At 32.1% G+C, this 14918-nt stretch carries 15 protein-coding genes, 1 tRNA gene and 1 pseudogene; 13 read left to right on the top strand and 4 right to left on the bottom strand.

From position 1 onward, the window contains the following. Positions 1-11 precede the first annotated feature (11 nt). The 9 genes from NSQ15_RS09565 (at position 12) to NSQ15_RS09525 (ending at position 7317) form a co-directional block, all read left to right on the top strand. Positions 12-3542 (top strand): phage tail spike protein, encoded by a 3531-nt coding sequence (locus NSQ15_RS09565; RefSeq protein WP_017636886.1) that lies wholly within the window; start codon positions 12-14, stop codon positions 3540-3542. Beyond that, complete coding sequence (locus NSQ15_RS09560; RefSeq protein WP_017636885.1) at positions 3532-3678, top strand: hypothetical protein; 147 nt, start codon at positions 3532-3534, stop codon at positions 3676-3678. Before NSQ15_RS09565 ends, NSQ15_RS09560 begins: the two co-directional genes overlap by 11 nt. Before the next feature lie 43 nt (positions 3679-3721). Further along, the gene (locus tag NSQ15_RS09555) at positions 3722-4009 is read left to right on the top strand and encodes a hypothetical protein (RefSeq protein WP_017636884.1); all 288 of its coding nucleotides are present in this window, start codon (positions 3722-3724) and stop codon (positions 4007-4009) included. 38 nt (positions 4010-4047) lie between these two features. Beyond that, positions 4048-4464, top strand: a complete 417-nt coding sequence (locus NSQ15_RS09550) for a hypothetical protein (protein ID WP_017636883.1) — start codon at positions 4048-4050, stop codon at positions 4462-4464. Further along, positions 4451-4852: a hypothetical protein gene (locus tag NSQ15_RS09545; protein ID WP_340747124.1), complete on the top strand. Its 402-nt coding sequence runs from the start codon at positions 4451-4453 to the stop codon at positions 4850-4852. The genes NSQ15_RS09550 and NSQ15_RS09545 overlap by 14 nt, the downstream gene beginning before the upstream one ends. 51 nt (positions 4853-4903) lie before the next feature. Then, positions 4904-5155: a phage holin gene (locus NSQ15_RS09540; protein WP_017636881.1), complete on the top strand. Its 252-nt coding sequence runs from the start codon at positions 4904-4906 to the stop codon at positions 5153-5155. Positions 5156-5166: 11 nt separating this feature from the next. Next, positions 5167-6579: an N-acetylmuramoyl-L-alanine amidase gene (locus NSQ15_RS09535; RefSeq protein ID WP_017636880.1), complete on the top strand. Its 1413-nt coding sequence runs from the start codon at positions 5167-5169 to the stop codon at positions 6577-6579. A 219-nt stretch (positions 6580-6798) separates the two neighbouring features. Continuing rightward, positions 6799-6930 carry a hypothetical protein gene (locus NSQ15_RS09530; protein ID WP_017636879.1) on the top strand — a complete coding sequence of 44 codons (132 nt, stop codon included), beginning with the start codon at positions 6799-6801 and terminating at the stop codon, positions 6928-6930. A gap of 189 nt (positions 6931-7119) precedes the next feature. Continuing rightward, positions 7120-7317 (top strand): hypothetical protein, encoded by a 198-nt coding sequence (locus NSQ15_RS09525; RefSeq protein ID WP_017636877.1) that lies wholly within the window; start codon positions 7120-7122, stop codon positions 7315-7317. A gap of 1173 nt (positions 7318-8490) precedes the next feature. On the opposite strand, the gene NSQ15_RS09520 is transcribed toward NSQ15_RS09525, so the two are convergent. Next, a tRNA-Arg gene (locus tag NSQ15_RS09520) sits at positions 8491-8562 on the bottom strand. Between the two features lie 189 nt (positions 8563-8751). Here NSQ15_RS09520 and clpP point away from each other — a divergent pair. Next, complete coding sequence (gene clpP, locus NSQ15_RS09515) at positions 8752-9342, top strand: ATP-dependent Clp endopeptidase proteolytic subunit ClpP (RefSeq protein WP_017636876.1); 591 nt, start codon at positions 8752-8754, stop codon at positions 9340-9342. A gap of 125 nt (positions 9343-9467) precedes the next feature. On the opposite strand, the gene NSQ15_RS09510 is transcribed toward clpP, so the two are convergent. Together NSQ15_RS09510 and NSQ15_RS09505 are read right to left on the bottom strand one after the other, a co-directional pair. Further along, positions 9468-9686, bottom strand: coding sequence for a hypothetical protein (locus NSQ15_RS09510; RefSeq protein ID WP_017636875.1), 219 nt, complete (start codon positions 9684-9686; stop codon positions 9468-9470). 16 nt (positions 9687-9702) lie between these two features. Continuing rightward, the gene (locus NSQ15_RS09505; protein ID WP_017636874.1) at positions 9703-10602 is read right to left on the bottom strand and encodes a TIGR01777 family oxidoreductase; all 900 of its coding nucleotides are present in this window, start codon (positions 10600-10602) and stop codon (positions 9703-9705) included. Between the two features lie 776 nt (positions 10603-11378). Here NSQ15_RS09505 and NSQ15_RS09500 point away from each other — a divergent pair. Further along, positions 11379-12065, top strand: a complete 687-nt coding sequence (locus NSQ15_RS09500) for a DUF4887 domain-containing protein (RefSeq protein WP_340747123.1) — start codon at positions 11379-11381, stop codon at positions 12063-12065. Between the two features lie 107 nt (positions 12066-12172). Here the strand turns inward: NSQ15_RS09500 and NSQ15_RS09495 are convergent, their stop codons facing one another. After that, positions 12173-12394 carry a hypothetical protein gene (locus tag NSQ15_RS09495; RefSeq protein ID WP_017636871.1) on the bottom strand — a complete coding sequence of 74 codons (222 nt, stop codon included), beginning with the start codon at positions 12392-12394 and terminating at the stop codon, positions 12173-12175. A gap of 431 nt (positions 12395-12825) precedes the next feature. Between NSQ15_RS09495 and NSQ15_RS09490 the strand changes: the two are divergent. Together NSQ15_RS09490 and gap are read left to right on the top strand one after the other, a co-directional pair. Then, positions 12826-13839 (top strand): annotated as a pseudogene (locus tag NSQ15_RS09490) (sugar-binding transcriptional regulator). A gap of 51 nt (positions 13840-13890) precedes the next feature. Continuing rightward, positions 13891-14898, top strand: coding sequence for a type I glyceraldehyde-3-phosphate dehydrogenase (gap, locus tag NSQ15_RS09485; protein ID WP_070452423.1), 1008 nt, complete (start codon positions 13891-13893; stop codon positions 14896-14898). Positions 14899-14918 lie beyond the last annotated feature (20 nt).

The raw sequence follows: 14918 nt of genomic DNA, 5'->3' as shown, positions 1-14918 counted from the left end.
GAGGTGACGAGTTGAAACATACAGGCGTTCATATTTTAGACTTCAATGACAAAGTCATTGATTATATTAGTCGTGATGACGGCGCATTATTAAATGCAGTGATGAGTACCAACGCTGAAGAAAAATCAGAAACATTCGATTTCACAATGTTAAATGAACGTGCTGAACATTTGCGTGAACGTAATCGTATTATTGCACAAGATAATAATGGTGTTTATCGTGAGTTCATTATTTCTCATGTGGTGGATAACTTTGATGGTACAACTGATGTAGAAAGTAATGCATCATATTTAGAAGATATCGATAAATCACGACCTATAAAACCTGGTAAATATAGTGCTTATAGCACATCTCAAGCCTTGAATGAGACATTACGTAACACTGGTTGGGAAATGTCAGATGACACTGAACATGGTGGTATGAGAACAACATCATGGACTGCTTATTCAACGCCGTATGAAGTTATTAACATGTTATGCACAACGTATAGTATGGTTGCAGATTATTCAATAGAACTCGGCTCACATACAGTTGAACATAGATATGTAACACTTAAGAAACCAGTTAGCTTATTTAAAGGTAAAGAGATTACTAAAGGTAAAGACTTAACTGGTATGACACGTACCGTTGATATGTCAGAAGTACGGACTGCATTATATGCCATTGGTCCCGAAAGCGACACTGGACAAAGATTAGAAAAAATAGTTACAGATGACGACGCTCAGGCACAGTTTGGATTGCCTGGGCGTTACTTATGGAGTGTGTATGAACCTGAATCAGACGATAGCAATATGACTGATGAACGTTTAACTACACTCGCTAAAACGGAACTCAACAAACGTAATAAATCGGCAATCAGTTATGAAATAACTTCTACAGATATACACAAACACTATCCAGAAATGGTTGTATCCCTGTACGACACAGTACGTATTAAGGATAGAGATTTCAGACCACCACTTTATATTGAAGCAGAAGTTATTGGTGTTGATTATGACTTATTACAAGATGAAAGCACTTATAAATTTGGTAATGTGGTTGAATATGACGAAAGCAATTTAAGAGATATATTCACTAAAAAACTTGCAGATATTAGTAAGAAAATGAACGACAATGTGAATAACGTTAATACGATTGTTAATGATGTTGTTGCAGGTCAATTAGAATATTTTGAACGTAAGATATTTAAAGGTGCTACATCTCCCGATAATCCAGTCAATGATATGCTTTGGTATGACACAAGCAATCCTAATGTTGCAGTATTAAGAAGATACTGGAATGGTGAATGGATTAATGAAACGGCACAAAATGTAAAACAATTAGGTGGAATGAGTAGAGAAGAAACGTTATATAATGCGTTGACTAATACATTCCAAAATTTAAGTATTCAACATGCCCAGTTAATCGAAAATGTGTCTGCATTACAAAACAATGAATATTTAACTGATGAGGATTTAAAAAGTCAGTTAGATATTAAATCTAATGCCGTTATAAATGTATATCAACATATTAAATCAAACCTTGATGGTATGACTGCTGAAACAGCAACTATAGGTAATTTGATTGATACACAAGCATTATTTCTTGATTATCGTGAACAATTACAAGATTTATATAAAGCTATGCGTGACGCTCAAGTTTCGGCAGATAAACGATTACAATTACTACAATCTCAATATACTGATGAGAAATTTAAAAATGCATTGCTTAATGTAGCTGATAAATTCGGATTAGTTGTTAATGAAAATAATCAATTAGTCGGAACACCAAATGCAGTTGAACAAGCCATTCAAGCAGCACGTGAAGATACACAAGAACAGTTAAAGTCTTATGTGAGAAGTATTGATTACGAAAGTGACCAAGAAGGCATTGTAGAACGTTTGGATACATCAGAAACGGAAAGAAAACAATTAAGTAATCAAATTTTAGATAGAGTCACAAAAGAAGAATACGACAACGAAACAACTAAAAGATTATCAACTACTAAAGCTGAAACATTAACTGAAAGTGAACAAATATCTCAACGTGTTTCTAAAGATGTATTTGATGAAAGTAGCAAAACTTTAAATAGTGTTGTTTCACAAATCATTAACAATACAACATCAGGTATTACTCTTTCTTATGACGATAACGGTAATATCCAGTCAAGTACTATTGGTCCAAACGGTATTAATTTAAAAGGCGATAAAGTCGACATCACAGTTAACAAAGATTTTAAAGTTGTCACGCAGAATTTAAATAATAAAGTTGGTAAAGACGAGGTTGTTAACCGATTAAACCTTTCTAATGAAGGTTTAGATATCAATGTAAACAACATGGGCATACGTGGTGGTAACAGTTCAGAATATATAGATATTCGTAATACGTCGATTCTTTCTTACGGCTCATTTACTCGAACATGGGCAAATATCACGGATACCGCAAAACTTAAACTAGGTATGAATAAAGGTACGATACAAGTGTCTAATATCAATACTGGATATAATCTATATCTAACAGAAAAAGGCCTCTCTACTATGTTAGCAGGTGCTGGAGATGAAACTGCCGGTACATTAGAATTCCATTCACAACGATACAATGAAACTTCACGTGGTGTGACATTACATTCCACATATGGTGCGGTTGCATTAGCGAGTGATAACAGTCGTGTTATTTTAGATTCAAACTTAACTGTTAACATAGAAAGTCAAACAAGTTCAGTTTATATCAGACCGATGAAAGATAACCGAACAGGTACAAACGAATTTAGATTTTGGGTTAAAAATAATGATACAGGCGCAGATACCGACGGTGTTTTATCGTACGGTTTAATTACGGGTACAAATAACAGTCCTTATGATTTTGGTTCAGGTATACGTTTTGATAAGTCACCAAAATCTAACTACGTATATGCGACTGATAAAGACGGTAACATTGGTACTGGTGACTTTTATGGTCGTAATTTATTAGGAGATTGGTTTGCTAAAGGCGATAACTGTTATGCAAAAGTAGATAATGAAGTTAGAATTACTGACAAACTTGGATATAATAACGGAAACTATAATTTAAAAGGACTTGCAGCAAACGAAATTAGAGCAGGATCTATTCGCACAGTTAGTGGTAATTTCTATATTGGCGTTTCCACCAATGAATTACGAGTAACGAATAACTTACTTTATAACGGTGGAAATATAGGATATAAAGATGTTCATTGTTATGATGTTATTTCAGAAGGTACTGTATATTACACTAAAGGTTGGGAGAAAAAATCATCTGAAAAATATAAAGAAAATATTGAAAGATGGAATTTCAATGCTATAGCTGCTTTAAAAGAAACTGAATTATACAGTTTTAACTATAAATATGATGAAGATAAAACTTTGCAACACGGTGTAGTAATCGAACGAGAAACACCAGATTTGTTTGTTTCAGATAGTAAAAATTCAGTAAAAAATGATGAGATAATGTATACGACATTAAAAGCAGTAAAAGAATTAATAGAAAAGAACGAAAGTTTAGAAAATAAAATTAAAACATTGGAGGAACAAATCAATGGAAAATAATAATCAAGGATTACAAGCTAATCCACAACTTACAATTAATTATCTTACACAGGAAGTAGCAAAACTTACACAAGAAAATGCAATGTTAAAAGCAATCATACAAGAACAAAATTCAGAAAGTGCCGAAGAAGAGTAATCTTTGGCACTATTTTTATACACAAATATAGGAGGAATCGATCATGACAAACGAAGTAGTAAATAAAAAAGAAAATTATATTTTAGTACAAGTAGATAGTGAAGGTGTGGAGAATGCACTCAGTATTGATTATCGTGGGCAATTCTTCCCAAGCACTAACACATCAGCAGCATATAAACTTGATGAGCAAGAGAAAGCAGAAAAGCTCGCTCAACGTCTTAATAGTTTAAATGAATTGAATTATGAATTTGGTATCGCAAAAGAGTTGTTAACTATTAAAGTAGCAAAGCAAGTTGTTGACGTTACTTATACAGAGGAACCACAAGTTTAATACTTGTGGTTTTATATTGAATAAAATGAGGTGCTAGATTGAAAAAAACATATTTTGATTATATCCACAAAGTGATTCTGTATATGGGGTTTGGAATACTTATGTTCGAAAGAGGCTTCTTTTGGGCAAAAGAACAGGAAGATGTGCTTGATGATTCGCAATTCTATATAGCACTTCATAACATCATGCCTATTTGGGTATGGGGGATTCTTGGTATGGTATTTAGTTTAATGTTGATCATCGCTCCTTTCTTCTTACCTAAAAGAGAAATGAATAATGTATTTAATTATTTAATTTTAATTGGCGGTGCAGGTAATGGTTTGTTTTACTTTTTAATGACATCGGCAAGTATATTTCATGCTATTAATTGGCTTACACCACTGCAATTTTCCACATTGGCAGTGGTAAACATTATGGTTTCTGTACTTGGAGTGATTGGTATTGTCCGAAAATAATGAAAAGTATGTATTACGTCATGAGTGGGAGCGTAATACAGGTAAGATATATGAAAGAATCAACGAGAACGACAGAAAACACACAGAGGCAATTAGTAGCTTAAATAACAAAGTAGATAAACAAACATTAATACAAAAACAAACCTATGAATCACAGAAGAAACAAGAAAGTCATTTAGAAAAGATTAGTGATAAAATGACAGATTTCGTATCAGAAGTTAATGACTTGAGGTATGAAGTTAAAGGTCACGATGAACAAATAAAAAGTTTCAGTCAAATATTGACTAAAAAACAAACTATTAATGTAGGTATAGCTACTGCAATTGTAACAGGTATATTTGGTTTATTATCTGCTGCCGTTGGACTAGCACCTATATTATTTAAGTAAAGTCGTCGCAATGCGTTGGCTTTTTATTTTACACAAAAGGAGCATAAATAAATGACTGCAGATAAATTAAAACAATATATTGGATTATTTGGTGGTATGTTAGGGGCTTTATACCTTGCATTAAAAGCAAGTGGTATCGAGGTTCCTTTTTTAATGCCCGAAAAGTTAGACGCATGGCAAAATTTCGCTACGTCAATAGTGCCTTTTGTAATTGCAGTATACGGTGTCTATAAAAACACGTATGTAATTCACTCGCATTCAAAAGCACAAGAAGAATATTTAAAAGAAAATAATTTAAAATAGGAGTGTTATTAATGGCTACAGAGAATTGGAAAGGTGTTAAAGTAAGATATCAATTACTAACAAAAGGCACGCGACGTTATGGTGAAAAAATGGACGGTGGTAAACCGCAATTCATCGTTGCGCATGATACAGGTAATATCAACACAACTGCACAATCAAATGTAACTTACTATGAGAATACTTATAATATACCTTGGAATAACGTAGCTAGTGCTCATATATTCGTTGACGATAAAGAATGTATCATTTGTATACCAACAACAGAGAAAGCTTGGCATGTACTCTATGACGCGCCTACAGATAACATTTGGTACAACAGAGACGCTAATGATGTAGCGATAGGTGTTGAAATATGTTATTTCAGTGATAGAGAACGTAGTAGAAAAGCGTTAGACAATGGTGCTAGAGTATTAGCATATCTTGCAGAGTATTGGCATATTGATTACAAAACTAGAATGCCAGGACATCAAGATATTCAAGCAGATAAACAAGATCCAGGAAACGCATTAGAAGCGTCTGGTTATGGCAGAAATACATCAAATCTTGATAAGTTAGTCGCTAAATACTACAAACAAAATGTAAAGGTTAAAGCTACACCAGTGAAAGTAGAAAAAGGTGCGACATCATTTACACGTGATGAATTCGTAAAATGGTTAAAATCTACAGTAGATAAACAATATGATTATGATTTATACGCAGCTTTTCAATGTGTCGATTACGCAAATGTAGGTTGGGATAAATTATTTGGTCATGGACTTAAAGGTAATGGAGCGAAAGACATTCCTTTTAATGCTTACAATAAAGATAAATTTAAAAGTGAGGCTACAGTATTCAAAAACACGCCTAGCTTTTTAGCTAAACCAGGTGATTTAGTCGTTTGGGGAGAACAAATGGGCAATGGTTGGGGTCACGTTGCTTGGGTCGTTGAAGCAACGCTTGATTACATCGTTGTACTTGAACAAAACTGGCTCGGTGGTGGTTGGACAAGTGGACCAATCAATAATGGAACCGGTTGGGAAACGGTCACACGTCGTAAACACGAATACGACACGCAAATGTGGTTTATACGTCCTAAATTTAGTAAAAAGAAAACAGAATCTAAATTACTCAAGAAATCGAAAGAGAAAAAGAAAGAAAAACAGATCACATGGAATTGGAAAGGTAGATTTACTACTAATACAACAATCAAAGTAAGACGTAGTCCAAGCGTGAAAGGTTCTGTCGTACCTAGTTCTGATTGGTTGTTATCCAATCAATGGGTAGACTTTGTGAGTATTACTAAAAAAGACGGTTATTGGTGGGCGAAGTTCAAATATCCTACTAATCCATCATCAGGATATTTCTATTGTGCGTTATGTAAAATAACAGACAAACAAGAAAAAATTAAAAATGAGAAGTATTGGGGTTCCATAAACTGGAAATAATATGTTAATATAAACATATAGTTCTGATTAATATAATCACAAAGAACTTTAAAAGTAATTTAACACATTTCCTTTCAATCAAGGGTAGTCCTAGCGACTGCCCTATTTTTTTATGTAAAAATTTAAATAAAACACTTGTAACATAAACAACTGTGCAGTATAATTGTATTTGTAATTTAGTTAATGACTTACAAACCACCATGAGAGGAGGTGGTTGATTTGGACGACATCATAAAAATGCTGATGCTCATCGTACTTGCTACAGTACAAAGAACACCAGCAATTATAAAACAACTAAGAAAATGGCATCTAGATTATCTTAAAGCCAAGAAAGATAATCAGAAAAAATGATTAATCCAACAGGGGCAAAAGCCCCTACCTCTTTTCATGGTTATTATATTACAGATAGGTGATGAATTCAAATGAATATCATTTTTAAAGTAATGCTTTTAATATTTATTTTATTATTGCCCGAGATAATTAAGTTTGCAAGAATCCAACATATGAAAAAATTAGGGTATAGATATGAAGGTGAAGAACTTGTCAGAATACAAGAAAAAAATAATTGAATTGATTGAAAGTGATATAACAGGATATAAAATATATAAAGCTACTGGTGTATCACAATATGTACTATCACAATTAAGGCAAGGCAAACGTGATGTAGATAATTTAACCTTAAACACTACTGAAAAGCTATACGAATATCAAATTAAAATAGAGGAAAATAATCAGTAATATGCTATAATATAACTAATAACGATAACGTCTTTATGACGGTACTATATTCTATTGCCACATTCTAAATGAATGTGGTTTTTTTATGAATTTAATCGAAAAAAAGACAATTTAGGGTTTCTTCACTGTTAAATAAGTGATACATTTAATTTGTGGTATAATTCCCCAATTATCCACACTCATAAAATCACCATTTTAAACGATTATTATCTTTTCTTTATGCTGGGTAGCCCGAAAGGCTACCTTTTTTATTGTACGTATTCAAAAACAAGCTATAATGAGTGTAGGGATTATTTCAATTTGCATTTAAGGTGGTCAATAGACCGCCTTATTTTTTATACATAAATTTAATGTGTACATAAAAAATATTGTGTGATATATTGGAATAGTGTTTTCTTTAGAATATATAACTGTATAAACAACCAACTAATATACTTCGTGTTGTTTTTTTGCATTATATTATTAATTGTTGTATTATATAATATGCATGTATAACCTCATATACTTTGCATTAAAGAGATAATTGTTTTAATTATCTCTTTTTTTTATGTTATTATTTTTTTACATGCAAAGAACTTAGCCTTACGATAATCCCTTTGTAAAACTCAAGCATGTCACTGAGTGTTATTTTCCATGCATTTTAGTAATGCAAAATTTGCGAAATACTCGTAGCCTTTAAGGTGCGAGTATTTTATTTTGCGAATTAATTACCAAAAAACAGTATTTTTATAATGTATTGTCAAAAGTAAAAATATCGTGTATATTAATATTTGAACATTCCAATGTAATTGTAGTGTTCGACTTTAAAGTGTTCTCATAAAATTCTGTTCGTTTAAAGATGCAGTCCAAGGGACTGCTCTTTTTTATATTCAATTATATACATTAATTTTAGATTACTATATTCTATTTCTAGTTAAATTATAAATGTTTTTTTATTCTCAATGTGTTATAATTATTTTCGGAGTTTCAATACTCCATCTCTCACAATAGATCTTCTGTTTAATTTATTTTAACCATACCCTTTTTGGGTGTGGTTTTTTTATTTGGAACTTGGGTCCCTAAAAAGTCCCTAAAAATCTGTTTTATATAGTGTGTTATTAGACGGCAAAATAATAAGAACCCCGTCATTACGGGATTCTTATTTTCAAAAAGTGTTTAATTTTTCGTTATTAGCCCCCTCGAAGGGAATCGAACCCCTATTCTAAGAACCGGAATCTTATGTGTTATCCATTACACTACGAGGGGTAAAGATATAAAGCTTATTTCTGTACTAAATCAATTAAAATAAGTACAATCAAAAATAGTTATTTCTAGTGTACAAAAGTATTTAACTTAACGTCAATGAACAAGTTAAGCTAAAGAGCTTTATTTTTGACCATTTTTGACTTTTAGTTTAAAATTAGGATTAACAGTTATTACAAGGAGGAAATATAAATGAATTTAATTCCTACAGTTATTGAAACAACAAACCGCGGTGAACGTGCGTATGATATTTATTCACGTTTATTAAAAGACCGAATTATTATGTTAGGATCACAAATTGATGATAATGTAGCAAACTCTATCGTGTCACAATTATTATTCTTACAAGCACAAGACTCAGAGAAAGATATTTACTTATATATCAATTCACCAGGTGGTAGTGTAACAGCTGGTTTTGCGATTTATGATACAATCCAACACATCAAACCAGATGTACAAACTATTTGTATTGGTATGGCTGCATCAATGGGTTCATTCCTATTAGCTGCAGGTGCTAAAGGTAAACGTTTTGCTTTACCTAACGCTGAAGTAATGATTCACCAACCATTAGGTGGCGCACAAGGTCAAGCAACTGAAATTGAAATCGCTGCTAACCATATCTTAAAAACACGTGAAAAATTAAACCGTATTTTAGCTGAAAGAACTGGTCAATCTATTGAAAAAATTCAACAAGATACAGATCGTGATAACTTCTTAACTGCAGAAGAAGCTAAAGAATATGGTTTAGTTGATGAAGTAATGGAACCAGAAGGTAAACAATAATTCATTACACAATAACTTTTTAACAAATGATATTCTAAAAGGTGTCAGGACAAATTCAATTGTTCTGACACCTTTTTTAATTAAAAAATACTCAATCAAAGTGCGACTTTGATTGAGTGTCAATTTTATTTATTATAACGTGCTTTGTTGTTGGATTTCTTTGTTTCATTTTTCAATCCACGAATTGAAAAATATAAAACACCTATACCTATAATCATAAAAAGTAAAGAGAGTGATATCATAATAATCGAATGGTCAAACGCAAGTACGCCGTTAATTATACAAATAACGCCTGCTATAATGAGTAAAATATATGTTAATCGATTGTTTTGAGAGTTCTTCATAGATGTACCTCTTATCTTATTTACTAACTAAATCATCAAGTGCACTTTTAAGATTATTATACATGAAATTAAAACCTAGTGCTTGTAGTTTATTTGGTAATACCTTTTGTGTATCTAATACTACAGTTGACATTTCACCTAAAACTAATCTCATAGCAAAACCTGGCACCCATGTTTCATGAGGTTTGTGCATAGCTCGACCTAATGTATAGCCAAATAGATTTTGACGTTCAGGAATTGGGGCAGTTAAATTAAATGGTCCATATGCTTTTTCATTACCAATAGTAAATAGAATAGCACGTGTTAAATCATCGATATGAATCCAAGAATACCATTGATATCCAGAACCAAGTTTACCGCCTACATAGAACTGATAGGGTAATTTCATAGTTTGAAGTGCACCACCATCATTAGATAAAATCATACCAAATCGACCTAATACAACTCTAGTTCCAAAGGATTCAAATTGTTGAGCAAATCTTTCCCATTGATAGACGATATCTGATAAAAAGTCGAAAGGTAGCGTTTTAAATAATTCAGTATAACTATGATGATAGTCAGGAGGGTAATAACCCATTGCACTCGCGTTAAATAATACTTCTGGTTTATGTTTTCTTTCTTTAAACAAATCAACTAGCGCTTGAGTAGATTGAATTCTACTTAACATCAAAGTCTGTTTATAATCTTCAGTCCATCGTTTATTAAGTGTAGCGCCTGCTAAGTTAATGACAATATCTACATCGGGAACGTTATTTTCCCAACCTTCTTTAGCCCAATTTACATAAGAAACCTTAGTATCATTAGATTGTTCATCATGTCTAGTTAAAATTGTTATATGGGCATTTGACTTTTTAATTTCGTTTACTAAATGCGAACCAACCATACCAGTTCCGCCAGTTATTAAATAATTTTTCATTATTTCACCTCAACTTGAAAATTGTAATTCATAAATTACTTAAAGTGATTCTAGTTATTCAAAATTTATCCATTTTTTAGCCAACAATATGTCAAAGACTTTTTTATAATCGTATTTAAAAATTTTTATGTTAAGTTATAATAAATTTGTACCTTCGGAAATTAATTAAACATCTCTTAATTAGTATGAGTATACCCCATAATATACTAGCGAAGGTAAATTTTGACTCCCTTTAGTAGTGGCCCATGCGAGCAGCGTATGGGTCTTTTTCTACCTTCAATCCTATTCTAAATGATAATTACATCTTTTTACAGAAATTAACTTAAAAACGAAAAATATATTATGCAATATAAAAAGACATTTTGAAATTACTAATTAAAAATCCATATAAAGCTAAATAATAGCAACAGGATAATGATATAAAAAAAGCTTTCACGTAGTTTAGGAACATGATCTTGATTATTATCATTTGATATGAGCATCTTTTTTAATGTTATTTTTTGTTTTTCTTCTTTATCAAATTCCAGTGAATCATCAAGTATTTTCTTCATTATTATCACAAACCGTTCTTATTAAATTTATATTAAAATGGTTAAAATTGATGTTTCTTATTCATTATGATGTTATCATAAGTAAGATAAGTTTAAGTATAAATTTATTTGCTAAACTTAATGAACATTTTAACTTATGTTTTTAACGATTGAATCAATTCATCAACTTAAGATAAAGATTTATTTAATATTATAGAATATTCCATGTTTAAAGTGAGGGAGAATATGTCAAAGCAAGATTTTAATGATTATGAAAATCGAGGCAAAAAAGGTATGAGCGGAATCGCTAAAATAATAAGTATTATTATTGTTTTATTACTATTATTTGGACTAGCATTTGCTATATTTTCATTTGTAGATCATTCTAAAAAAGCAAATGAGCGCCTTAATAACCAGACAAAGCAAGAGCAGAAAGACAAAAAAGACAAAAAAGACAAAGACGATAAAGATAAAAAAGAAAAATCTTCTGACGATAAGTCTAAAGAAAATCAAAATACTCAACAACAGACTCAACAAACTCAGCAAACTCAACAAAATACACGTCAACAAACAACACAACAACCTTCAACTCAACAAAGAACGCAACAGCAAAAAACGCAACAAAAATCAAAAGTAGATAATAAAACAAAAGAAAAACAAAGCACACAAGAAAAACAAAGTACAGAAGAGAAGCCAAGTACGCAAGAGAAACAAAGTACTGAAGAAAAGCCAAGTACTCAGGAAAAACCAAGTACCCAAGAAAAGCCAAGTACGCAAGAGAAACAAAGTACTCAAGCTAAACCTAGCACACAACAATCATCACAGAGTAATAATTCAAGCAATAATACGCAACGTAGTAACACACAACAATCTAGTAATTCTCAAAGTTCACAAAGTCAAAGCAGTTCATCTAAAAGTGAATCAGACGATTAAATAAAAAGCCGATTAAGTATGTAGAGCATTTACTATATGTAAACAACTCTATGACTTAATCGGTTTTTTTCTATTAACAAATACTATTAGGAAAATTACCAAACTTATTAAAATAGCCAATAAATTATCATTGTAATAATAAAAGAAATAAACATTAATGTACCACAACCCATTGTGCAACCACAACCTGTGTGTGTACATCCATATGAATATGTTTGATATCTTTTTTTAGAGTCATCTTGTATATTTTGATGAAAATGTTCTTCATCTTTATAACGAGGGTCAGTTGGGTCGATGACCTCAACATTATTTTCTTCATTATTGTTCATTATGGAACAAGCCTTCTTCCTAGTTTAGAAATTGATTTAATTAGATTATAAATTAAAGTGTTAGAAATAGAAATGAATGTCGAATATCGTAGAATATCACCGAATGGTTAGTACACAATATAAAGGGTAATATTATAAATATATTGTTTATTAAAGTAAATTCATTGGATGACATAACAAACTTTCAAAAAAGGATAAATTATTGTAACCAAGTGATTAAATTCACGTAACTGTAGGTACAACGAATGAAATCGCTTTACACAATATTTGGAAAATTTTGAGCGGATTTACTTGCATTTTAATTCGCATAATAGTACTATTGCAATTGTAAAGAGGTTAGATTTTGTCCCACGTGGGACTTTAAACGTCAACCCTCTATGATTCAATAAAATTGACTCATCCTTTAGAAATATATTGAGGAGGAACGAGTAGTGAAAGATTTGATCGAAACTCAACAACAACTTATTCCAGATTTGGTCGAAAAGATGTATCGTCGTTTTTCAATCTTAACTACTATTTCTCAAAATGAGCCAGTTGGACGACGCAGCTTAAGTGAACATATGGATTTGACGGAAAGAGTTCTACGTTCTGAAACAGATTTATTAAAAAAACAAGAACTAATCAATGTTAAATCAACAGGTATGGAAATCACTGAAAAGGGTAAAGAAGTAATCAAACAATTGAATGACTACTTCAACCACTATTCAGATGACCATAAAATGGCAATAGCTATTAAAGAAAAGTACAACATAAAAGAAGTACATGTTGTCCCTGGTGATTCTGACGAGAAACAAACAGTTAAGAGAGAAATGGGGTGACAAGCTGGTCAGTTATTAGAAAGCATATTGTATGAAGATGCAATTGTTTCTGTAACAGGTGGTTCTACAATGGCTTATGTAAGTGAATCCATTCATTTATTACCATTTAATGTATTCTTTGTACCTGCTAGAGGCGGACTTGGTGAGAACATGGTTTATCAAGCAAACACTATCGCATCAAGCATGGCGCAACAAGCAGGTGGTTACTACACAACATTGTATGTACCAGATAACGTAAGCGAATCTACATATAATACATTAATGTTAGAACCTTCAGTTAGTCACACACTCGATAAAATAAAACAAGCAAATGTAACCATACACGGTATCGGTGATGCGCTGAAGATGGCGTATCGACGACAATCACATACAGATGTGATAGAAAAACTTCAACATCACCACGCCGTAGGTGAAGCATTTGGATATTATTTTGATGCTCAAGGCAATGTAGTTCATAAAGTGAAAACGATTGGATTACAATTAGAAGATCTTGAGTCCAAAGACTTTATATTTGCAGTAGCAGGTGGTCAATCTAAAGGAGAAGCAATTAAAGCTTATCTTTCAATTGCACCTGAGAATACAGTGTTAATCACTGACGAAGCTGCGGCGAAAGTAATATTAAATTAGGAATAAAAAGTTCAAAGCTTTTTAAATATCATTTTAAAGGAGGCCATTATAATGGCAGTAAAAGTAGCAATTAATGGTTTTGGAAGAATTGGTCGTTTAGCATTTAGAAGAATTCAAGACGTTGAAGGTTTAGAAGTAGTAGCAGTAAACGACTTAACTGATGACGATATGTTAGCTCATTTATTAAAATATGATACTATGCAAGGACGTTTCACTGGTGAAGTAGAAGTTATCGACGGTGGATTCCGCGTTAACGGTAAAGAAGTTAAATCATTCGACGAACCAGATGCAAGCAAATTACCTTGGAAAGACTTAGATATCGACGTAGTATTAGAATGTACTGGTTTCTATACTGATAAAGATAAAGCACAAGCTCACGTTGACGCAGGTGCTAAAAAAGTATTAATCTCAGCTCCAGCTACAGGCGATTTAAAAACAATCGTTTACAACACTAACCACCAAGAATTAGACGGTTCTGAAACAGTAGTTTCTGGTGCTTCATGTACTACAAACTCATTAGCTCCAGTAGCTAAAGTATTAAATGATGAATTTGGTTTAGTTGAAGGTTTAATGACAACTATCCACGCATACACTGGTGACCAAAATACTCAAGATGCTCCACACAGAAAAGGCGACAAACGTCGTGCTCGTGCTGCAGCAGAAAACATCATCCCTAACTCAACTGGTGCTGCAAAAGCAATCGGTAAAGTTATTCCTGAAATCGACGGAAAATTAGACGGTGGTGCACAACGTGTTCCAGTTGCAACTGGTTCATTAACTGAATTAACAGTAGTATTAGAAAAAGACGTATCAGTAGAAGACGTTAACAAAGCTATGAAACAAGCTTCTGACGAATCATTCGGTTACACTGAAGATGAAATCGTTTCTTCTGACGTTGTAGGTATGACTTACGGTTCATTATTCGATGCAACTCAAACTCGTGTAATGACAGTTGGCGATCGTCAATTAGTTAAAGTAGCTGCTTGGTATGACAATGAAATGTCTTACACTTCTCAATTAGTACGTACTTTAAACAAATTAGCTGAGTTATCTAAATAATTAAAGCATAGTTAATTTAA

Origin of the sequence: Staphylococcus sp. FSL W8-0774, assembly GCF_038006785.1 — a bacterium.
Lineage (GTDB): Bacteria > Bacillota > Bacilli > Staphylococcales > Staphylococcaceae > Staphylococcus > Staphylococcus pasteuri.
The sequence above is the reverse complement of the archived record's forward strand: the minus strand, read 5'-3'. Positions and strand labels throughout refer to the sequence as shown.

Excerpts from the sequence above, each read along its gene's own strand:
- NSQ15_RS09560 (WP_017636885.1), top strand. The coding sequence starts at position 3,532 with ATGGAAAATAATAATCAAGGATTACAAGCTAATCCACAACTTACAATT.
- NSQ15_RS09535 (WP_017636880.1), top strand. The coding sequence starts at position 5,167 with ATGGCTACAGAGAATTGGAAAGGTGTTAAAGTAAGATATCAATTACTA.
- NSQ15_RS09495 (WP_017636871.1), bottom strand. The coding sequence starts at position 12,394 with ATGAACAATAATGAAGAAAATAATGTTGAGGTCATCGACCCAACTGAC.
- NSQ15_RS09555 (WP_017636884.1), top strand. The coding sequence starts at position 3,722 with ATGACAAACGAAGTAGTAAATAAAAAAGAAAATTATATTTTAGTACAA.
- clpP (WP_017636876.1), top strand. The coding sequence starts at position 8,752 with ATGAATTTAATTCCTACAGTTATTGAAACAACAAACCGCGGTGAACGT.
- NSQ15_RS09510 (WP_017636875.1), bottom strand. The coding sequence starts at position 9,686 with ATGAAGAACTCTCAAAACAATCGATTAACATATATTTTACTCATTATA.
- NSQ15_RS09500 (WP_340747123.1), top strand. The coding sequence starts at position 11,379 with ATGTCAAAGCAAGATTTTAATGATTATGAAAATCGAGGCAAAAAAGGT.
- NSQ15_RS09505 (WP_017636874.1), bottom strand. The coding sequence starts at position 10,602 with ATGAAAAATTATTTAATAACTGGCGGAACTGGTATGGTTGGTTCGCAT.
- gap (WP_070452423.1), top strand. The coding sequence starts at position 13,891 with ATGGCAGTAAAAGTAGCAATTAATGGTTTTGGAAGAATTGGTCGTTTA.
- NSQ15_RS09540 (WP_017636881.1), top strand. The coding sequence starts at position 4,904 with ATGACTGCAGATAAATTAAAACAATATATTGGATTATTTGGTGGTATG.